The sequence below is a fragment of the Vibrio hepatarius genome, assembly GCF_043642085.1.
In the GTDB taxonomy this organism is placed as follows: domain Bacteria; phylum Pseudomonadota; class Gammaproteobacteria; order Enterobacterales; family Vibrionaceae; genus Vibrio; species Vibrio hepatarius_C.
The window spans coordinates 125,631-147,995 of record NZ_JBHZSA010000005.1 but is presented as its reverse complement, the minus strand read 5'-3'; the positions used below and the strand labels follow the sequence as shown (position 1 = coordinate 147,995).

Annotated in this window: 17 protein-coding genes; 12 read left to right on the top strand and 5 right to left on the bottom strand. The window is 43.5% G+C overall.

Annotated elements, in window-relative coordinates:
• Positions 1-56: 56 nt before the first annotated feature.
• The 10 genes from dusB (at position 57) to ACHUFZ_RS12490 (ending at position 11,162) form a co-directional block, all read left to right on the top strand.
• Positions 57-1,019: a tRNA dihydrouridine synthase DusB gene (dusB, locus tag ACHUFZ_RS12535; protein WP_394127449.1), complete on the top strand. Its 963-nt coding sequence runs from the start codon at positions 57-59 to the stop codon at positions 1,017-1,019.
• Positions 1,020-1,091: 72 nt separating this feature from the next.
• Positions 1,092-1,388, top strand: coding sequence for a DNA-binding transcriptional regulator Fis (gene fis / locus ACHUFZ_RS12530; RefSeq protein WP_000462885.1), 297 nt, complete (start codon positions 1,092-1,094; stop codon positions 1,386-1,388).
• A 109-nt stretch (positions 1,389-1,497) separates the two neighbouring features.
• The gene (locus tag ACHUFZ_RS12525; RefSeq protein ID WP_394127448.1) at positions 1,498-2,298 is read left to right on the top strand and encodes a DUF6387 family protein; all 801 of its coding nucleotides are present in this window, start codon (positions 1,498-1,500) and stop codon (positions 2,296-2,298) included.
• 104 nt (positions 2,299-2,402) lie between these two features.
• Positions 2,403-2,603 carry an AlpA family phage regulatory protein gene (locus tag ACHUFZ_RS12520; protein ID WP_021457416.1) on the top strand — a complete coding sequence of 67 codons (201 nt, stop codon included), beginning with the start codon at positions 2,403-2,405 and terminating at the stop codon, positions 2,601-2,603.
• A complete protein-coding gene (locus tag ACHUFZ_RS12515) occupies positions 2,604-2,807 on the top strand; it encodes a helix-turn-helix transcriptional regulator (RefSeq protein WP_021457415.1) in 204 nt (67 codons plus the stop codon).
• 48 nt (positions 2,808-2,855) lie between these two features.
• Positions 2,856-3,560 (top strand): YagK/YfjJ domain-containing protein, encoded by a 705-nt coding sequence (locus tag ACHUFZ_RS12510; protein ID WP_394127447.1) that lies wholly within the window; start codon positions 2,856-2,858, stop codon positions 3,558-3,560.
• 291 nt (positions 3,561-3,851) lie between these two features.
• On the top strand, positions 3,852-5,423 hold the full coding sequence (locus ACHUFZ_RS12505; RefSeq protein WP_394127446.1) for a type I restriction-modification system subunit M: 1,572 nt from the start codon (positions 3,852-3,854) through the stop codon (positions 5,421-5,423).
• Complete coding sequence (locus ACHUFZ_RS12500; protein ID WP_394127445.1) at positions 5,420-6,604, top strand: restriction endonuclease subunit S; 1,185 nt, start codon at positions 5,420-5,422, stop codon at positions 6,602-6,604. The genes ACHUFZ_RS12505 and ACHUFZ_RS12500 overlap by 4 nt, the downstream gene beginning before the upstream one ends.
• 65 nt (positions 6,605-6,669) lie before the next feature.
• The gene (locus tag ACHUFZ_RS12495; protein WP_394127444.1) at positions 6,670-9,558 is read left to right on the top strand and encodes a type I restriction endonuclease subunit R; all 2,889 of its coding nucleotides are present in this window, start codon (positions 6,670-6,672) and stop codon (positions 9,556-9,558) included.
• Between the two features lie 113 nt (positions 9,559-9,671).
• Complete coding sequence (locus ACHUFZ_RS12490; RefSeq protein ID WP_394127443.1) at positions 9,672-11,162, top strand: anti-phage dCTP deaminase; 1,491 nt, start codon at positions 9,672-9,674, stop codon at positions 11,160-11,162.
• 303 nt (positions 11,163-11,465) lie between these two features.
• On the opposite strand, the gene ACHUFZ_RS12485 is transcribed toward ACHUFZ_RS12490, so the two are convergent.
• Complete coding sequence (locus ACHUFZ_RS12485) at positions 11,466-12,683, bottom strand: tyrosine-type recombinase/integrase (RefSeq protein ID WP_394127442.1); 1,218 nt, start codon at positions 12,681-12,683, stop codon at positions 11,466-11,468.
• A gap of 385 nt (positions 12,684-13,068) precedes the next feature.
• Between ACHUFZ_RS12485 and ACHUFZ_RS12480 the strand changes: the two genes are divergently transcribed.
• Positions 13,069-14,046: a GGDEF domain-containing protein gene (locus ACHUFZ_RS12480; protein ID WP_394127441.1), complete on the top strand. Its 978-nt coding sequence runs from the start codon at positions 13,069-13,071 to the stop codon at positions 14,044-14,046.
• 139 nt (positions 14,047-14,185) lie between these two features.
• Here ACHUFZ_RS12480 and ACHUFZ_RS12475 read toward each other — a convergent pair whose 3' ends face one another.
• The 4 genes from ACHUFZ_RS12475 to zntR all read right to left on the bottom strand — a co-directional run bounded on the left by ACHUFZ_RS12475 (position 14,186) and on the right by zntR (position 20,484).
• Entirely contained in the window at positions 14,186-16,321 is a 2,136-nt protein-coding gene (locus tag ACHUFZ_RS12475) for a lysine decarboxylase CadA (protein ID WP_394127440.1), read from the bottom strand.
• Positions 16,322-16,433: 112 nt separating this feature from the next.
• Positions 16,434-17,777 (bottom strand): cadaverine/lysine antiporter, encoded by a 1,344-nt coding sequence (cadB, locus tag ACHUFZ_RS12470; RefSeq protein ID WP_394127439.1) that lies wholly within the window; start codon positions 17,775-17,777, stop codon positions 16,434-16,436.
• A gap of 493 nt (positions 17,778-18,270) precedes the next feature.
• Positions 18,271-19,818 (bottom strand): lysine decarboxylation/transport transcriptional activator CadC, encoded by a 1,548-nt coding sequence (gene cadC / locus ACHUFZ_RS12465; protein WP_394127438.1) that lies wholly within the window; start codon positions 19,816-19,818, stop codon positions 18,271-18,273.
• A gap of 237 nt (positions 19,819-20,055) precedes the next feature.
• Positions 20,056-20,484, bottom strand: a complete 429-nt coding sequence (gene zntR / locus ACHUFZ_RS12460; RefSeq protein WP_394127437.1) for a Zn(2+)-responsive transcriptional regulator — start codon at positions 20,482-20,484, stop codon at positions 20,056-20,058.
• A gap of 284 nt (positions 20,485-20,768) precedes the next feature.
• Here zntR and purH point away from each other — a divergent pair, with 284 nt between their 5' ends.
• A complete protein-coding gene (gene purH, locus ACHUFZ_RS12455; protein WP_394127436.1) occupies positions 20,769-22,361 on the top strand; it encodes a bifunctional phosphoribosylaminoimidazolecarboxamide formyltransferase/IMP cyclohydrolase in 1,593 nt (530 codons plus the stop codon).
• The last annotated feature ends 4 nt before the right edge of the window (positions 22,362-22,365 follow it).

The following is a 22,365-nucleotide window of genomic DNA, read 5'->3' as shown; positions in this document are numbered from 1 at the left end:
GCGCAAAAAAATGCGTAAAATGCGCGCCCTTGCTGGTACTAAGCTGTGAAGACGTTTTGAAAATCGGAAACCACCAACTTAAGAACAATCTCATCGTTGCCCCAATGGCTGGCGTGACGGATAGACCATTCCGCGAGTTGTGCCTCCGCTATGGTGCTGGGATGGCCGTCAGTGAAATGATGTCGTCAAACCCAAAGCTATGGAAAACGTCAAAGTCGAAGCAACGCATGGTGCATGAAGGCGAATCGGGCATTCGCTCTGTACAGATTGCGGGAGCCGATCCACAACTTATGGCCGACGCTGCTCAGTTTAGTGTTGAAAACGGTGCGCAAATCATCGACATCAACATGGGCTGTCCAGCAAAGAAAGTGAATAAGAAGCTAGCCGGCTCAGCGCTGCTACAGTATCCAGATATCATTAAAGATATTCTGCAAGCTGTAGTGAACGCCGTGGATGTCCCTGTGACATTGAAAACCCGTACTGGCTGGGACACAGACAATAAAAACTGCGTCCAAATCGCTAAATTAGCCGAAGACTGCGGCATACAAGCTTTGGCCCTTCATGGGCGTACTAAAGCGTGTATGTACAAAGGTGAGGCCGAATACGACAGCATTAAAGCGGTAAAACAAGCGATCTCTATTCCGGTTATTGCTAACGGTGATATCGATAGCCCAGAGAAAGCTAAATTTGTCCTAGAGTACACTGGGGCAGACGCTTTGATGATTGGACGCCCTGCCCAAGGTCGTCCGTGGATTTTCCAGGAAATCCAACACTTTTTGGAAAACGGCACCACGATGCCTGATCTTCCGTATTCGGAAGTGAAAGACATCCTGCTTGGTCATGTGAATGCCCTACATAGTTTCTATGGAGAGTATTTAGGTCCACGTATCGCGCGTAAGCACGTTGGTTGGTACCTAAAAGAACATGAGCAAGCAAGTGAGTTTCGCCGTACCTTCAACGCCATCGACGCAGCAGAGCTGCAACTTGAAGCGTTAGAAGAGTATTTTGATAAAGCCTGAATAGTTGAAGCTACGGCTTCAAATATGACGGGTAAACGTTGCATCATAATTAAGAGAAGAGCTAGACCGAATATGTTCGAACAAAATCTGACTTCAGAAGCATTAACAGTAACTACAGTAACGTCACAAGACCAGATTACTCAAAAGCCTTTGCGTGACTCTGTTAAAGCATCTCTTAAAAACTACTTGGCTCAACTAAACGGCCAAGAAGTAACAGAACTATACGAATTAGTTCTAGCTGAAGTTGAACAGCCACTACTAGATACTATCATGCAGTACACTCGCGGTAACCAAACTCGCGCAGCAACTATGATGGGTATCAACCGCGGTACTCTTCGCAAGAAACTTAAGAAATACGGCATGAACTAAAGAAAAGTTCATAAGTATATCTTTTGAAAAGGGTTTTCCTTATTTAGGAAAGCCCTTTTCTATTTTATGTACCCTCATGTGTACCCTTGAGTAAATCCTTAACCTATTTATGAGCAATAAACCGATTATAGTTAGCAACTCGCAGTCACCCTATTGGCCTCACTGGTTCTTATTGGACAACTACCAAAGTTTGGAAGAATTGACTGTCACCGATTTTATTAATGAACTAGATTATCGACTGTTGTTATACCGGCAACCCACAAGAGAAAATGGACAAAAGCTCTGTGATAACCAAAGCCTTGAAGCTATCACCGCTGGAAACCCAATCTTAAACGACTTCTCCACCTCAGAAAGAAATGCTCGCCAATGCGAATCAGTCATAGCCCTCAATGACATCGACATCCTAACAATTTGCCAAGACTATCAATGCTCTCCCTCCCCAGCATCTCCAAGCTACCTACTGCCCCATCATTCTCAAAAAAAGCAAATGCTCCTGAGCATTGACCTTAGCAACGCAACAGATGAGTCCATTCTTAACTCAGCAGCTTCCATCATCGCCCAACAAAGAGTTCTTCAAAACATTCCTGAGCCTTGCTCCAAGATTAACAATCAAGCTTCAATTGGTGCTTTCAAGAAGCTCCTATCTTACAAAGCAATCCCCTATCTCGATCTACTTCTACATGCACGTGCACATAAATCACAGGGGACACAGGAATGGCGACCTATACACTATCCACAAGGCTCATTGACTGAGTTATTGTTTGGATACACGAAAACAACAGAGCAATTTAAAGACTCAGTAAAGCCGTTTTACCAAAAGACGCTCTTTTGTCAGCACACATTCTCAAAACTCAAATCAAACCTCCTAGCTGACCGAGAGTTAAGTCAAAGGAAACTGAAGCACCTATAGCTCATCTAAAAGGGGGGAAATTAAAATAAATTTCTCCCCCGACAAGCTCTGCCCAAGCAGTCATCATCAATCCAACTTAAATGAAGACAAACAGAGACTCTAAAATGTTGCTTAATTCATCGATTCAAGACCGTATCATTCGAGAAAAAGAGCGTCTGCGTATTACCAGTATTTCTCGCTCGCAAGCTTACCAACTAGAAAAACAAGGTCGCTTTCCTAAGAGAATGATTCTGGGTAGTCGTTCTGTTGGATGGAGGCTATCTGAGATTATGACTTGGGTTGATCAGCGAGCAATGGGGGTATAAATGAGCCCTATATGCAAGCTTGTTGCAAAAGCCTATCCAGTGACTGACTTGATTCGCCCCATAGAAATGCGGCGCAGACTGAAAGTAAGTCGCTCAACACTCTATCGTTGGACCAAAAGTGGAGCGTTTCCGCCTCCAATTGTTATAAACAAACGAACCGTTGGCTGGAGTGAAAAAGACTATTCCAACTGGCTGAACCGCTAACATCACAAAGAATTAGGCAGGGTAAACCTGCCTATTTTTCACTCATTGATGACACAAGATGAAACGCAAATGAAGGTTTTCAGCGGCTTTACTGATAATGACTCTAACCTTCAGCCCTTTAGTTATGCGTATCCGCAGCAGTCCGCACCAAATATGAGTGCAGGATATTTATATTATTTACCACCTAATAAACGCACAGAGCCCTTCATCTTTAATGAACAGATTTGGCAAGTTATGAGATTCAATGAAGGAGTGAGCAACAAAATAATGCGCAAAATAATGGAGCAGCTAAACGCACTGTTCAGTCACTACTCAAGGCTATTGATTGTTCGTATCGACTTCAGAAGCTACTTGTCTACGCCAAACAACAAAGCTATGTCTTCACTAATAGCCAAGCTAACTTCAAGGCTAAAAAGGCGCTACCGCTGTAACGTTGGCTTCGTTTGGGTAAGAGAACAAACGGAAGGCAACCCACACTACCATGCTGCGCTGATACTTAATGGTCACAAAGTAAATCACTCAGCCAGAGTTGTAAGGCTTGTAGAGGAGCTTTTAGAACACGATACAACAATGGGCTTCTATCTACCGAAGAACTGCTATTACCTAATCCACAGAAACTGTACTGAAAGCCAACAAGCCGCTATATACCGGCTAAGCTACCTTGCAAAAAATGCAACTAAGGGGAGCAGACCAAAGCACACAAAAGACTACTCAACAAGCAGGCTTGCTCACGCCAAAGTGAAATTAAACTGATCGCTCGAACAAAATTTCTCTATCAGCAATATCGGTTAACATAAAAGCAACAAACCAAATAATCCATAACAAACAAAATATTAGAGCCCTGTCTTTTTAAAACGATCGATCGGTAGCATTCTTAAAACCGATCGTTTTTTGAAACAAAGTATGGTTAGCATTTCATTAACAACGATTAAAGGGGGTGCATTACTGTCTCACTATTTGTCTTCAAACCTTATTATTTATGCCATCACCTGCATTAGCTCTGATAAACTACCGCCCATCACTTTTATGGGTTAAAGCACTACCATGGTCGAACAACATCAACAAGAGCTTAAGAAGCAGCTTTGGAACATCGCTAACACACTTCGTGGCAATATGGATGCGGATGATTTCCGTGACTACATCTTAGGGCTCATCTTCTACAAATACCTTTCAGATAAACTTAACCAATACGCTGAAGGGCTATTGTCCGAAGACGGTATCAAGTTTGCTGGTATTGACGAAAAGACCGAAGAAGGCAAAGAAGTATTAGACGCGATTCGTGAAGAAGCGATTGATAAGTTAGGCTATTTCTTTAACCCGTCAGAGCTATTCCATGTTGTCGCACAAGCAGGTGAGAACGGTGAGTTTATTCTTGATGATGTACGTGATGTATTAACGGACATCGAACAAAGCACCATGAGCTCTGATAGTGCTGATGACTTTGATGGCCTATTTGCCGAGCTAGATTTGCAGTCTAATAAGCTAGGTAAAACGCCAGACGCACGAAATAAGTTAATTGCTCAGGTACTCGTCCATCTTGATAACATCGACTTCCACCTACAAAACAGTGAAATCGATGTCCTAGGAGACGCCTACGAATATCTAATTGGTATGTTCGCTAGCGGCGCAGGTAAAAAGGCAGGTGAGTTCTACACTCCACAAATGGTTTCAAAACTACTCGCTAAACTGGTAACACTTGATAATCCTGTCGTGAAGTCAGTCTACGACCCAACTTGTGGCTCTGGCTCTTTACTATTGCGCGTAGCAAAAGAAGCGCAAAACCAAGACATCAAATACTATGGTCAAGAACGTAACCCAAGTACCTATAACTTGGCACGCATGAACATGATCATGCATGACGTCCACTACAAACGTTTCGATATCCAGAACGATGACACGCTAGAAACGCCAATGCACTTCGATGAACGCTTTGATGCTGTGGTTGCTAACCCGCCCTTCTCTGCACAGTGGTCAGCCAATCCGTTGCACCTTAACAATGACCGTTTCTCGGACTACGGCAAACTTGCACCAAAATCAAAAGCGGACTTTGCGTTTGTTCAGCACATGATCCACCAGCTCAACGACACAGGTACCATGGCAGTGGTACTGCCGCATGGGGTGCTATTCCGTGGTGCGGCTGAAGGGCATATTCGCCAACATCTACTCAAAGAGAAAAACTACCTTGATATCGTGATCGGTCTACCTGCTAATATCTTCTTCGGCACTTCAATCCCGACTTGTGTCTTGGTGTTTAAGAAAAACCGCCAAGTTAATGACAACGTACTCTTTATTGATGCCAGTCAGCATTTTGAGAAAGGCGCCAATAACAACTACATGCGTGAAGAAGATTTACAGCGTATTCTCAATGCTGTGACTAAACGTGAAAATATCGATAAATTTGCCTTTGTTGCGACCCAAGCTGACCTTGCTAAAAACGACTATAACCTCAATATTCCGCGCTATGTTGATACCTTTGAAGAGGATGAGCTTGTTGATTTATCCGCTGTAGCTAAACTGCTAGTAAAAAATGACAATGCGATGCTAGAAACCGATCTGACAATTGCAGGTTTCTGCTCCGAATTGGAGATTGATGCGCCGTTTGAGGAGCAAAAATGAACAATGCTCCAAAACTAAAATTCAAATCTTTTACCACACCATGGTTTCGTACCCAGCTCGGAGACATAACTTCTTTTAAGTCCGGAAATACTCCATCTAAAAATAATTCAAACTTTTGGAGAGGCGAGTATCCATGGATAAGTGCATCTTCAATGTACGGTCATTCATTTGGGAGTTCCGAGCACACTCTAACAAAAGAAGGTTTAAAGGCAGCTAAAGTTGCGGAAAAGGGAACTTTGCTATTACTTGTTCGTGGAAGCATGCTTTTCAACAAAGTTCCTGTCGGCATTGCAAGTCGCAAAGTAGCTTTCAACCAAGATGTAAAAGCTATCAATACACATGAGGTGACATCAAGCCGCTTCCTTCTATTGTGGTTTCTTGCGCAAGAAAACAGACTACTAAACATGGTTACTGGTACGGGGATTGGGGCTGGAAAACTAGATACTGACGAACTCAAGGGGTTATCTTTTGTATATCCCAAAGATAGGAAAGAGCAACAAAGAATCGTTGACTTCCTCACAACAATCGATATAAAAACCAGCCAACTAACAGAAAAGCACCGCCTACTCAAAGAATACAAAAAAGGCGTGATGCAGCAGGTTTTCAGCCAGCAGATCCGCTTTAAGGATGATGGTAAAGCGTATCCTGATTGGAAAACAGAAGCTCTCGGCAAGTACTTGGAACCCTATAAAGAGCTAGTACCAGCCAACACAGATTTACCAATTTTAACTTCTTCGAGAACAGGGCTTTATTTACAAGAAAGGTCTGTTATTAATGAAGGAGAGTATGGCGTTCTCCCCTTAGGTTATTTTACCTATCGTCATATGAGTGATGATTTAATTTTCAAGTTCAATGTAAACAGAGATTATGAGCGCGGAGCTGTCAGTAAAGAGTACCCTGTATTTAAGACTGTAGAAATGGACACATACTTTCTTGAGACAAAGCTCAATGAAGGCCATGAATTTAAACGCTTCGCTATTCAACAAAAGCAAGGCGGAACAAGGACCCGACTGTACTTTAAAAACTTAAAAGAACTAAAGTTGTCTTTGCCTTGTTTAGCTGAACAACAAAAAATAGCTCAATTCCTGCAATCCATCGATAGTAAAATCGATTTAGTTGCAGAACAAATCGAGCAGACAAAGCAGTTTAAAAAAGGCTTGCTCCAACAGATGTTTGTGTAATTCCTGCCATTGCGCCCATACGCTGGGGCGCTATGCAGTAGCAATCTAGGGTCCTAATACGTCATATGGCTTATCAATCAGAACAACAATTAGAAGATAACTTAATTACTCAGCTCAACACTCAGAGCTTTGAGGTCGTTCGGCTAAAAGACAACGCCGCACTCGAAGCTAATTTGAAACTTCAACTTGAGAGAGTTAACCACTGCACTCTAACTGATTCCGAGTTTCGTCAAGTATTGGGCAAGTTGGAACAAGGAAATATCTTCACTAAAGCCAAAACCTTGCGTGATCGCATCGCAGTGACACTTGATAATGGAGACTCTCTCCACCTCACATTGTTGTTTGATAAGGCAGAACAAAACCACTTCCAAATAGCGCAGCAAATAACAGTAAAAGGGACCTACACTAATCGTTATGATGTGACTATCTTGGTCAATGGCCTGCCACTGATTCAATTGGAGCTTAAGAGACGAGGTATTGAGTTAAAAGAAGCCTTTAACCAAGTAAAGCGTTATCAGAAGCACTCTTACAACGCCAATCATCGACTGTTCAACTACATCCAACTCTTTGTCATTTCAAATGGCGTTAACACTCACTACTTTGCCAACAATAGTGAGCTTTCAGCAAAACAAACCTTTGACTGGACGGACGTAAACAATATTAGAATTAGCAAGCTACATGACTTTGCGAGTGCTTTTTTAACACCTAAGCACATCACATCAATGCTAACGAAGTACATTGTGCTCAATGAGACGTTGAAGTGCTTAATGGTGTTACGCCCTTATCAGTTCTATGCAGTTGAAGCGATCATCAACCAAGTTAAGACTTCAAGTAAGAACGGCTACATTTGGCATACTACTGGCTCAGGAAAAACTCTCACGTCCTTTAAAGCCGCTCAGCTAATGACCGCTCTTAATGACGTTGATAAGGTAGTATTTGTTGTAGACAGAAAAGACCTTGATTACCAAACAGCCGAAGAATTTAATGCTTTTTCAAAAGGGTGTATTGATACAACAAGCAATACCCGCATTCTTTTCCACCAGCTACTTGATAAGCCCATCAAAGGCAGAGAAATCAACGAAAAGCGCAATACGAAGCTGGTGGTGACTACACTCCAAAAGCTAAACAATGTTGTTACCAAGAAGCGCTATCTAAAAGAGATGGCGTCTCTACAAGATAAACGCATTGTCTTTATTTTTGACGAATGCCATCGCAGTCAATTTGGAGATACACACCAGAATATTGTGAGCTTCTTTAATCGAGCACAACTGTTTGGCTTTACTGGAACTCCAATTTTTGCTGATAACGCTGTGGCAAAGAACTCGGTTAAAAGAACTACTCGTGACCTATTTGGAGATTGTTTACATCCGTATGTCATTGTCGATGCCATACGTGACAACAACGTACTCAAATTCGCTATTGAATACGTGGGTCGCTATCAATACAAAGACGGCTCCAACAACAACCTTGATATTGAAGTAGAAGATATCGATACCAAAGAGCTCCTCTGCTCCCCTACTCGATTAGAAAAAATAACCGACTACATCATTGCTCACCACAAACGTAAAACACACAGTGGTGAGTTCAATGCCATGTTCTGTGTTGCTGGTGTTCCTGAGCTCATTGCCTACTACGAGTTATTCGCTAAAAAGAAAACCGAGGGCAAACACAAGCTCAAGATTGCTACCATTTTTAGCTATGAAGCAAACGAGGAAGAAGAATTTGAGCTAGGTAACAGCGATGACAAACAAGTAAAAGAAGTTGCCGCCAAATACCTCAATCAAGGGGATAAGATAAAGCTCCACAGCAGAGAAAAGCTAGATGGGTTTATTAATGATTACAATCAGATGTTTGGGACGAGCTACAGCACAAAAGATAGTGACTCCTTTTACGACTACTACAAAAACATTTCAAAGCGTGTAAAGGCCAAAGAGATTGATATTTTGCTGGTGGTGAATATGTTCCTTACAGGATTTGACGCTAAGACCCTTAACACCATCTATGTAGATAAAAACCTAAAGCATCACGGTCTAATTCAGGCTTTCTCGCGCACCAATCGCATTCTGAACGAAACAAAGTCTCACGGGAATGTCGTATGCTTCCGTAATCTAAAGAAAGCCGCTGACGAAGCATTCACGCTGTTTTCCAATAAACGGCCGAAAGAAGTAATTGAAACACCTTCGTTTGATGAACTGATGGCAGATTTCAATAAAGCGTGCGAAGCCCTAAAAGCTATTACGCCAAATATAGACGCCGTTGACACCCTACCAGATGAAGAAGCGCAAAAGCTATTTGTCTTGCAGTTCCGCAAGCTAATACAACTTAAGAACATGCTAAGTAATTTTGCAGATTTCGATATGTCTTTAGCCGATATGGATGAACAGGAGTTCCAAGACTTCACAAGCAAATACGCAGACTTGAGTCGTCAAATCCGAGAATCCACCAGCAAAGAAAAAGTCTCTATCTTAGAAGATGTCGATTTTGAGCTGGAGCTACTGCACCGTGATGAAGTGAATGTTAGCTATATCTTGCACCTACTACGTGAACTGCACGAAGAAGAGAGCCAAGAAAGCAGAGAGAATAAGCGTCAAGTCATAGCCAATATCATTAGCTCTGATCCTGCACTACTCAGCAAGAAAGAGCTTATCGAGAAGTTTATGAATGAACACCTTGATGGCATTCCTGCTCACACTGACGTAGAGGAAGAATTTGAGTACTTCTGGGAACGTGAAAAACGTAAAGCTTTGGAAGTGATGGCTGAAGAAGAAAAGTTAAACACCGACAAACTACAGATCCTAGTGAATCGATACGAACTAAGTGAAGAAATGCCGCTGCGCGATGACTTTGCTGAGACTTTAGAAACCAAACCAACCATTCTACAACGCAAGAAAATTGTCGGCCGCTTAGCAGACCGATTTAAAGGGTTCGTGGATACGTTTATTGGTGGATTTTGAGAGTCTTACAACACAATCGTATATATATTGCCCCAATCAATATGAAATTGGTCACTGAACATATGCTACTTTTTTATTATATTAATCCAATATATTAGAATGAGAGTTTATATATGGATTATGCAGGATACAGGGATTCAGAGCTAGTCATAGGCTTGGTTGGTGCTGTTGGCGTCCAGCTCGATGAAGTATCAAAGTTAATAAGCGAAAGGCTGAGTCATTTTAACTATGACTGCAAAAACGTAAAAGTATCAAAAGATGTTATCGAGGAATTAGCTAGCAAAGATGACTCTACCACTCCCTACGATAGAATAGACAAGCTAATGACTGCGGGTAACTCTCTCAGGCAGCAGTATGGAGATAAATCGATTCTAGCAAAAGGGATCGCAGCTAAAATCAATCACATTCGGTCTCAAGAAGGCTTGAAAGACAGCCCCCTACCTCGCAAAGCCTTTATAATATCGTCTTTAAAAACTCCAGAAGAAGTTAAAGAGCTTCGGAAAATATACGCTAATGGCTTTTTTCTTATCGGTGTTTACTCATCAAAAGAAAGAAGACTTTCGTACCTGCAAAAAAACAAAAACATCTCTCCAGAACGAGCAAAAACGTTAATGTCGAGAGACAAAGACGAGTCAGACCAATTTGGTCAAAAAACTAGAGATACTTATCACCTGTCCGATTTTTTTATCAATCAGGATGGTGATAACGACAAACTTCAAAATGATATTTGGAGAATATTAGATCTAACATTTGGCCATCCGTTCATTACACCTACATTCGACGAGTATGCGATGTTCATGGCTTTTTCATCTTCTCTTAGATCAGCCGACTTATCTCGACAAGTTGGAGCCGTAGTAGCCAAAGACGAACAAATCATCGCAACAGGTGCTAATGATGTACCTCGGGCTGGTGGTGGCCTATATTGGCCAAAACTTGATGTGAAAGAAAAAGCGATTGTTGATGAAGCATCTGGTAGAGACTACAAAAGAGGTTTTGATTCTAACAAGAATGAGCAGACTGCAATCATCGAAGACATAATGAGTCGCCTGACAAAGTCAAAAGACACTAAGCTAAGCAGAAAACAGTTAGAGAACATTAAGGAAGTAATAAAAGTTAGTAAAGTTAAAGACATCACTGAATACGGTAGAATCGTTCATGCGGAAATGGAGGCAATATTATCTTGTGCTAGGCACTACATTAGCACGAAAGAGACCACTCTTTATTGCACTACCTTTCCATGTCATAACTGCGCTAAGCATATTGTCGCCTCTGGGGTCTCTAGAGTGGTATACGTTGAACCATACCCCAAGAGTAAAGCTACTAACTTCCACTCTGATTCAATCTCTTTTTATGAGAGAGAAGATGAAGGAAATAGCGTTATATTCGAGCCTTTCGTTGGTGTAGGACCTCGCTCATTCTTTAAACTTTTCTCTTTGAGCTTAGGTAGCGGGGATGTGCTCAAGCGCAAAGATAAAGAAGGCAACGCTACAACATTTGAAGCGGGTAATGCTACACTTAGGATGCAGATGCTTCCCTCTTCCTATATTGAGAGAGAAAGGTTCGCAGCATCTATAATTGAAGAAAAACTAGAGGAAAGCAGATGAAAACTCAGCAAAGTTCTACATTCAGGCAGCACCTTCGAGAGTCAAAAGACATCGTAACTAGCTGGCCAAATTGGAAAAAAGAGAGCTCACCTAGCAAAGTACCTTCTAAGTATTCTACTTTTTCTGAAAAAAAGCATGTCCAGCATGCAATCTAGCCGTTAGGTGGATAAAACTACCGACATAACAATAAGGCCGCTAAATAGTGGCCTTATTTGATCGAGGAAATTACAACTCAGTGGCTAAGTGCCTCTTCAACGCTACAGTAGCTGCAAGTGAATCCCCAATAACCATCTCATATAAACGTTAAGCTCTAATAGGAATAACATTCTCATTTGCCATGGACAGCATATCCAGATGCTCTAACCACATATCCAGAGCAGCCCTCTTTTCGGGTATATACTGACTACGATTATAAATAGCCATTACCCCTCCAAGACTGTGCCCCAATAGCTGCTCTACAATATGCGGCGCAACACTTAAATCATTCAACCGAGTAGCAAATGTTCTCCGTAAATCATGTAAAGTCCATTTTTCAGAATGCCCAAGCTGCTTCCAGAGCAAGCGCCCCTTTTGACTTACAGCTTCAGGCTGTTTTTCTTCTCCCAATATATACTCTTCATCAACACTAGCGACTTTAAGCTCTTTTAACCAAGGGACTAAAGATTCAGGAATAGGCCGTACAATCCGCTCACCTGTTTTACTGTTAGCTTGAGGAACAGTCCAGAGCATTGCCTCTAAGTCCCATTCAGACCATGTTGACAATCTAATTTCCTGACTGCGAGCACCAAATATCATCAACAATCGAACCAGCTTAGCGTAATATGGAAGCAGTTTGGTTCCTTCAGTAAAACACCACACATCAACCATCTCAGGAATAGATAAAACTCTATCTTTCTTTCGTTGTTTATTACCAACATCGGAAATATTTAAATCATCTAGAACACGGCTGGTGGCATAGCGACGGACTCTACAAAATCTCAAGGCTTGTTTAGCATTTTGGAGCACATATCCAGCGGCAACAGGTGCTGGACGTTGTTTACCTTGGATTCCTCTTTTAACTCGGTCAAAGCACTCCAGCCAGTGTCGCGTTTCCGTCTGCTCTAATGGTAAGTGTCCAATGTATGGATACAAATGACGTTCAAATTGCGCTCTGTGTTTACCAGCATTAGCCCTATTATCCTCGGCATACTCCACTAACCAGTACTCTAAGGCTTCTTTGACAGTAATTGGCTTAAGAGTTGCCGAGCGTTCTAGCTCGCGCTTGAGCTTAGGATCATGGCCATTGGCAAGCCACTCTCGACATTGTTTAGTTATATCTCTCGCTTTCAAAATTGAAAGGTCCGGATAATCCCCTAAATCTATTCTTTTATTTTTTCCTTCGACTTTATAACGGAACTGCCAGCGAACTTTGCCTTGTGGCGAAACTCTAGCACCCAAGCCGTTCCCATCTGAGTAGACGAGCGTTTTCTCTTGGGCTTTGTTTAGAAGGGATTTCAGTTGTTTATCGTACAGCTTTGCCATGTTTTCCTCTTTGGGTACAAAACCACTTAATATGTACCCCTATATGTACACAGAGTTAACCACAAAAATGAAAACAAACCAATACAAACAAATACAACAAAACCAACCAAACCCTTATACTAAAAGGATTTTGCGCATCACGTTAATACAAAGCAAAACCAACCAAAACAATAGATTTGATAATACGGCATGAACTAATCGTTCATTCGAATTCTTGATTTCCAAAGCCGGGCTCACATTTGTGAGCCCGGCTTTTTGTTGTCTGATATATTGTTACCAACAATGTCAGGTGAGCAAATATTCACCATTCTGTGATCCATTGCGATTGCACACCGCCAATGTAGCGATATAATAATCAATTACGTTTCGGTCTGGGCTCATCTACATGGTTGATATGCAAAGAGAAGAATGGCTTGGCTTGCTACTCAAAGAGCTGCCAGATCGTCTGATCGTTATCAACGAGCAAGGCTATGTCGTTGATAGCTTTAGTGAAGATAGCCAAAGCTGTATTCCCTACCAGACATGCCAACCACAACCTTTCTCTGAGCTTGCGCCTAGCGTTATCGCCCACCAGCTAACCAACAGTTTCGAGTTTGCTTTAGCAAAAGGACAACGCTGTAGCTTCCGCTATTCACTCAACCCAAGCCAACTGCTGCAACTGTCGATTGAGGCTTTACAGCAATGGGGAGAGGTCGAAGAACGCTGGTTTGAAGCGACGTTTAAACCAATCACGCTTTCCAATGGCAAGCGCTATGTGCTGTGGCAAGATCGCGAGATAACACAGTCTCACTTGCATGAAACAGAGCTAAAACGACTGGCCGAGACCGATGAACTGACCGGTATTTTAAACCGCCGCGCCTTTATTCATGGCCTAGAATGTGAGTTTAATAAGCCTGCCCCGTCTCTGTTATCCTGTTTAATGCTCGATATTGACCACTTTAAAGAGATCAACGACCAAGTCGGCCACCTTTCAGGTGATGAGGTGATCACTCAAGTTGCTCACATCTGCCAAGATTTAATTCGTTGCAGTGACTTTATTGGTCGTTTAGGTGGAGAAGAGTTCGGTATTGTATTGAGCCGTACCAACGCCATTCAGGCATACGACATTGCAGAGCGAATTCGCCAATCGATTGAAGCGACGCCGTGTCATGTTGATGGACATATTATCTATCCAACGGTAAGCATCGGTATTGCAGAGCTCAATAGCCAAGTCTCTTCGGTTAAGGAGCTTTTGGTTCAAGCAGATAAAGCAATGTACTACTCCAAGCAAACAGGCCGCAATCAGGTGACGATTTATTATCACAACCTGCCAGAAATCCAACCGAGTACCGAGATTAAGGCCAACATCCGCCGCGCTTCTTAACCGTCACTCTGTCAGTCCAAAAGCGACCTTTTTAACCAATAGATATGAAAAAAAGATAAGGACAGAGTCCTTATCTTTTGTCCGACTTATGCTTGAGGGGATTGAGCTGTCGAATTAGGTTGCAAGTTGGCTAGCGAAATTAATCTTTAAGTACTTTCACTGTGTAGCTGCCATCACGCTGGCGGTATAGGCCATGGATATCGGTTTCAAAACCTGGGTAATGAGCGCCAATCTCACACAGCATCTCTAAGAAATCCAATACTGGGCGTGAGCTATCCGTCACCATTTCACCTGGTAGCACCAAAGGCACACCTGGAGGGTATGGCAAAATCATATTGGCACTAGTGCGGCCAACCATATCATTCAGTTGGATCTCTTCCACATTGCCACTTAGCTCTTGTTGCCACGCTTTGTGAGGTGTCACTTTCATTTCAGGTAGTACATCGAAAGCTTTGAACATCAATTCAGGTAAGCGATATTTCTTAGTTAAATCATGAATACCTTGAGCTAGCTCTTGCACGCGCATACCTTCGTAGAAATGAGGGTCCTCTTGGTAGAGTGACGGCAACATATTACGTACAGTCAGGTTCAAATCGTAGCCGCGTTTGAACTCAGTTAATCCACGTAGCAATTGCATCGCTTTAGACTTGTCGATACCAATCGAGAATAGGAACAGTAAGTTATATGGGCCCGTCTTCTCAACCACGATGCCACGCTCATCCAAGAACTTAGCCACTAGTGTCGCAGGAATACCACTTTGCTCTAGCTCCCCCTCTTCACTCATCCCAGGAGTCAGTAGCGTAATCTTGATCGGATCAAGGTACATGTGGTCACTGTCGATATCTTTGAAGCCGTGCCATGTCTCTTTCGGGTCAAGCATCCAACACTCAGTAGTGTCGATATTGTCCGGCTGCCAAACATCAAAGAACCAGCTATCACTTTCTGCTTTAAGGCGTTTGATCTCTTTACGGAAGCGTACTGCGCGATCAATCGAGCTTTGCATCAAGCGACGTCCAGTGTTGCCACGCATCATCGCCGCTGCCGTCTCAGTCGATGCGACAATGCCGTATTGTGGCGACGTTGAGGTGTGCATCATAAAGGCTTCATTAAACGATTCCTTGTCGAAGTCACCTTTAATATGAATCATTGATGCCTGAGAGAATGCCGCCAGCAGCTTATGAGTCGATTGAGTTTCATAGAACACTTTACCCGGCATCGCGTCACCACTCATACCACACTTACCTTGGTAAATTGGGTTGAAGTTAGTGTATGGCACCCATGCGCTATCAAAGTGGATATGCTTACAATCTAACGATTCTTTAATGAACTGAGTGTTGTAGAGCAAACCATCATAGGTTGAGTTGGTAATCACCGCGTAGCTTGGCGCAGATGCTCCCGGAGTCGTCGCCACTTTGTCAGCAATCACTTCACGGCTAAATTCACTTTGTGGAATGCCACCCAAAATCCCGTAAGCGTTACGCGTCGGACGGAAGTAAATAGGCGTCACATCGCACATCATCATTAAATGAGTCAGTGACTTATGACAGTTACGGTCAACCAACACGGTACTGCCCGCGGGCGCTGAGTACATACCAACAATCTTGTTTGAAGTCGAAGTACCATTAGTCACGATGTAGGAGCTATCGGCATTGAAGGTATGGGCAATATACTCTTCAGCCTGTTTGTGTGGACCGGAGTGATCGAGCAATGAACCTAATTCAGGCATCGAGATAGAAACGTCCGCCTTGAAGGTATTTGGCCCGTAGAAATCGTAGAAGATGCTACCCGCAGGGCTTTTTTGGAACGCAGTGCCACCCATATGGCCAGGCGTACAGAAGGTGTACTTACCTTCATCCACATACTTAAATAGCGCTTTGGTAAATGGCGGCATGATCGCCGATTTGTACTCTTCGGTCGCTTGATTAATCTTAATCGCAATATCGTCAGCCATGCCTAGCGCATACTCGAAGAAATGTACGTTAAGACGTAAGTCGGTCAAGCTAATATCTAAGGTGGATTGGTCGTTGGCAAAAGCGTAAACCGGCAACTTCTCATTAAGCTGATTGATTTCACGACATAGGTCGAGTGAGTACTTGTCCCAGTCAAATAGCACACCACAAATACGTGGGTTCATTTCCAGCATTTTAATCAAGTCTTTATCATCGACAGGATAAACAACTTGGTAGCCAGATTGCTCTAGTACTTGATGAAGTTGGCGTACAGGCTCTTCTTTAAAGAACACGCCCATGTGATTCAAGATGGCAAATATATTCATTTGGAAATCTCCAAGACGAAAAAAGGCGCTCTTTGTCAATTAAGACAATGAGTAAGATGAGCGCCGTTAGGGGTATTAGGGTTGTCAGTTCAGTAGCGACTGACGCGATAAATTAATGGCTTGCAGGAGCCGTTGAGTCATTGGCATGCAGCTCGACATATTGAGTCAGGCCTGCTTTTTTGCTGTAGAACATCAAGATGACCAAAGACATGATGAAAGTCGCGGTTAATGTCGTGCCTTCTGCGCCAGCAAGAGCAATCATGCAGAACACACACGCGATACCAGAGAAGAACATCACAAAGCCGTTACGCGTTGTCATTCCTTCAAAGCGGATTAAGTTAATGCTTGAGTAGAAGTAAGGCAGCATGGTCAGTAGCACTGCATCAGTGGTTAACTGATTGAACAGGTCTGCCGTATGAGCGGTTTTAGAGCTAAATACAGTCAAAACCACCATTAGTACTGTCATTTTTAGTGAAGCGAGAATAAGGCCTTTTTTAGGCACACCATTTTTGTCTGCTTCACCATAGATTTTCGGGAAGTTGCCATCATTAGCAGCACGTTTACCCGCTTCGCCAACCAGCATCATCCATGAACCTAGAGAAGTGAAACATGCCAGAGCAGTGAACGCTGCAACAAACGGTGCCGTCCAGCTACCAAACAGCTCTGTGGTGGCCAATGCGAACGGAGCACCAGACGCAGCAACTTCAGATGCTGGGAACATGCCGCTGATCATCTGGGTTGAGATAATGTAAATCACCCCGGCAATACCAGTACCTAGCATGGTAGCTAAAGGTACCGTGCGTTTAGGGTTCTCAACCATACCTGACGATACCGCTGCCGATTCAACGCCAACAAATGACCACAGACAAATCAGCACAGCGGTAATAATCGCGTGGCTATCTGTCCCAGCCGAAACGTTCCAGTTTTGTTGATACAAGGCTGGGTCAAAGTGAGTCCAACCGAAGAAAGCAGTCCCTAACACAGGGATAAGAATCAGCGCTAGACCAAGGGTACATAGACGACTAACCCAGCTACCACCAAGTAAGTTGACCAAAGTAAACACCCAAACCGCAGCTATGGTTGCGATGCCCGCTGGAATAGGATTGTTCAACACTGGGAAGAAGACCGATAGATAAGAAACACCGGTAATGGCAATCGCGAGGTTACCAATCCAGTTAGCGTGGTAATAAAGTACACCGGTTTGGAAACCAAACACCGGAGAGACTTCACCCGCGTATGCAATCGGCCCACCCTCTTGTGGGTTTTTGGTTGCCAGTCTGGCGAAGACGAACGCTAAGCTCAGTGCACCAGTAATACAAATCATCCAACTAAATAGTGAAATAGAGCCCACCGTAGCTAGGCTAGATGGCAACAGAGCAATACCACTGCCCATCATGTTGCCGGCGACAACGCCCGTACAGGCAATCACACCGATTTTCTTTGTCGTTGATGACATAACGTCTCCAAGTTTTTCTACGAGCTCAAACGCTCAATCTGCGACTTAGTGAGATGTCATCACAAGCTTGCCTGTAATATCTCACTCGATTTGCCGTGCAGATTACGCTCAAAAAACCTAAAAGAAATAATGGTGAGGTTATTAATAAAATGATGATGAAATCATCATAAGCTTGATATAAACCTGACGATAAATTCAGTAAAAACTCTTTATTTACAATACATTACTAGAGAGCCCTAAATCCTCTCAGAAGTACGTTATAAAAAAATCAACTTATCAATCGGTGCTCGGCAATTGGATAACGGCCCCTCATTCGCTTCTCAATCCTTCCTTACTGATAATGTCATGGCGGCTTTTAGCTTCATCATTACAACTCGCTAACCGTTCGAGTCATTGATGCATTTATGGAAAGGATGGCGGCAACACCAATTGGGCTAGGTGAGACAAAAAAGCCCCCGCAGAGTGCGAGGGCTTGATTTAAAGTACTGTCTGTCTAGAGCAAATGAACCACTGACGGATGAACCGCACGGTAGAGGGCGTAATCCAATGACTTCAAGTTAGTGTAAAAGATCAGGTTCTCACACAACATATAAGTCTCAATAGCAGTGTCGATATAGAAAGCTTCACTGTAAGCTTCACTGGCTTGGTCCAAATCCCCCATCAACTCTGCATGTTTGCCAAGCAAGATATATGACAAGGTCGAGTCTCTCGTCGCTAACGCCTGATCTAAATAACGCTTAGCAAGATCCATATGATTACTTAAAGTTGCATCCAGCGCCAAAGCCTCATAGATTCTCGGCTGCACTGGCGAGGCTAATCTAGAGCGACTTGCTTGCAAGTTTTGACTCAGGGCATTAATCCGTGACTGATTCAATTGCTGCTCAGGTTCAAGCGCTTGTGCGACAAAGTAGGAAATGTAGAGTTCCGCTTGAACATACAAATTGTCAGGCTCGATTTGCACCACTTGTTCTAACAGATCCACGCCATGCTTGAACTGTTTCACATCCGATTGATTTAAATAGTGATTGGCTTGAATCAACAATCGCAACGCTTGTGCATCGTTAGGCAATCCAGTGACTAGCACTGTAGATTTCTGTTCTGGCTGAGGGATTTTCATCGCCTTCATTAGGTCCACTGCCACCTGACGTAAAATCACCTTCAAATGCTGGCTCGCAAGTGGGTACTGGCGACTAAAGATCACCTTCTCTGAAGAGTTGTTGCGGTATTCGACGACTAAAAACTCGCTACCGTTTTCATCCTCAACTCGCACAGAGATGGTTTTGCCCGGCAAGATGCCTGAAGTAAAGTCAGCTTTATCCAACTGCACCCGATAGGAACTCACTTGAGTGATATCCGACATCAGCTTTTGCGTAATCCCATCCGCCAGCTCGTGGTTCAACTGGCTATTGTTAAAGCCTTCCTGATATTGAAATTCAACCAGATGAGCATCAATTGCCTGAGTAATCTTCACCCCGGTTTGATGGTAGGTAAAAGTCGCAATGAACGCGATCAGTAGACTAATCCACAGGGCATTAAGAGCATTGTGTTTACCACGAGAGTTCAGGGTGAAATAGCCAGTGCGACGCTTTTGACATACCGCTCGCGTCAATGGCCCTGCCGGAAATGTCATCTCTGGCGAACCAATACCATGCACTGGTTCGTCATAGTCGGTAGTGTGCATCACATCTGATGCTTTCCCTTTGCCCAGCGGCAAACGCTCGAGAGACTCAACATTCGCCACTAGCTTGTAGCCACGTTTGGGTACTGTCACCACATAGTGAGTGTTATCTTCACGGCCATCTTTGAGTAATTTTCTCAATTCAAAGATAGACTGAGTGACGACTTGGTCCGTCACAATCGCTCCAGACCAGACATGCTCAATTAGCTCTTCGCGACAAAATACTTCGCCAACATGCTGAGCTAAAAACAGCAATAAGTTAATTAATCTTGGTTCAACCGAAACTTCCCTATCTTGGCGATATAGCTTATTTTCATCAACGCTTAGGACCCAATCGTTGATTTGAAAGTACATTCCGACCATTTGAAACTCTCAGCTCGTAAATTAAAAATGCGTTGCTGCGAATATGCAGCCGTTGGATTTTTATGCTGTCGACCAAAGGAAGGGATTATAGGCACGGGTATAAGTAAAACCTAATCAAGCCTAGCGGTAATAATGCAATCTTAGATTGTCATAGGCGGGAGTGGCTGCAAGAAATATGCAGCCAATGTCTAAAATATCGTCACCACTCAGTGATAAATCGCTCAGTGATATACTCAATTAACGATGGGGTTTGCACGAACTACGCTCACTCTCTAGTGCTGCCAAAATGGAGCAATGGCTTGCATCATCGTTGTCATGGCCACAGCAAGCGTCATTGATTTTCTTTAGCGCGGTACGTATTCGGGTCAGCTCGTTAATTTTTTCATCTATGACGCCAAGCTTGGCACTGGTAATCGCCTTCACCTCAGCGCAGCTATGCTCGGTCGCTTCGAGCTTGATACTCAATAGTTCACGAATCTCATCGAGGCTCAGCCCAAGGTCTTTTGCTTTGAGAATAAAGCTGACTTGTTTTTGGTTGTCTTCATTATAAAGACGATAACCTGACTCACTGCGACCTGCTGGCTTGATTAACTGGTTTTTCTCGTAAAATCGCAGTGTATCTGCGGTCACATTACAGCGTTTTGCCAGTTCTCCAATCTGAAACATAACTTTTCCTATTAACTGTTTCGTTACTTTTTACCGATAAAGACAAGCTTTTTGCAATTAATTTTGCGATGCCAAACGATTGCGCGAGCTTTTTTGTAATAAATTAGTTAGAATGTGCGCCATCAAACTCAGAGACTATTCTATCACCAGTATTTACTGGAAAGGTCTTTACCAAAACTGGCCAATATTCTGCTCAGCTAAACATAGCAATAGTAGAAACAAGTTCATTTTTGGCAAATATCTTTATCTTTCATATTAACTCTGTGACTTTGAGGAATTGAAGCATGACTAACGCTCGTCCTATTCGCCGCGCTCTAATCAGCGTATCAGACAAAACTGGTATTGTTGAGTTTGCACAAGCTCTAGCTAACCGTGGCGTTGATATTCTATCAACTGGTGGTACGGCTCGCCTACTGGCAGAAAAAGGCATCTCTGTAACGGAAGTATCAGACTACACTGGTTTCCCTGAAATGATGGACGGTCGTGTTAAGACTCTTCACCCTAAAGTACACGGTGGTGTACTTGGTCGTCGTGGTCAAGATGATGAAGTAATGGAAACGCACGGCATCAACCCAATCGATATGGTTGTTGTAAACCTATACCCATTCGCAGAAACCGTTGCTAAAGAAGGCTGTACGCTTGCTGATGCAGTTGAGAACATCGACATCGGTGGTCCAACAATGGTTCGTTCTGCAGCGAAAAACCACAAAGATGTGACTATCGTGGTTAATGCACACGACTACGACCGTGTTATCGCTGAAATGGATGCGAACGACAAATCTCTTACTCTAGACACTCGCTTTGACCTAGCTATCGCAGCATTTGAGCACACAGCCTCGTACGATGGCATGATCGCTAACTACTTCGGCACTATGGTTCCTTCTTACGGAGAGAACAAAGAGGGTGACGAAGAGAGCAAGTTCCCTCGCACCTTCAACCTGCAGTTCGAGAAAAAGCAGGACATGCGCTACGGTGAAAACAGCCACCAAGCAGCCGCTTTCTACGTTGAAGCAAACCCTGAAGAAGCATCGGTTTCGACTGCTCGCCAAATCCAAGGCAAAGCACTTTCTTACAACAATATCGCTGACACTGACGCAGCACTTGAGTGTGTAAAAGAGTTCGACGAGCCAGCTTGTGTGATCGTTAAGCACGCGAACCCATGTGGCGTAGCACTAGGTAGCAACATCCTAGAAGCTTACGACCGTGCATACAAAACAGACCCAACATCAGCTTTCGGCGGCATCATCGCCTTCAACCAAGAACTAGACGCTGAAACAGCAACCGCTATCGTTGAGCGCCAATTCGTTGAAGTCATCATCGCCCCTTCTGTATCAGCTGAAGCAATTGAAGTGGTTGCAGCTAAGAAGAACGTTCGCCTACTAGAATGCGGCGAGTGGACAACTAAGACAACTGGCTTTGACGTGAAACGCGTTAACGGTGGCCTGCTAGTTCAAGACCGCGACCAAGGCATGGTGTCTGAAGAGGACCTTAAAGTTGTATCTAAGCGTCAACCAACGACTGAAGAGCTGAAAGATGCTCTATTCTGCTGGAAAGTAGCGAAATACGTGAAATCAAACGCGATTGTTTACTCGAAAGGCGACATGACTATCGGTGTAGGCGCTGGCCAAATGAGCCGTGTTTACTCAGCGAAAATCGCAGGTATCAAAGCTGCAGACGAAGGTCTACAGGTTGAAGGCTGTGTAATGGCATCTGATGCGTTCTTCCCATTCCGTGACGGTATCGACGCGGCTGCAGAAGCAGGCATTAAGTGTGTAATTCAACCGGGCGGTTCTATGCGTGATGATGAAGTTATCGCTGCTGCAGATGAACATGGTATGGCGATGATCTTTACCGGAATGCGTCACTTCCGTCATTAGAGAG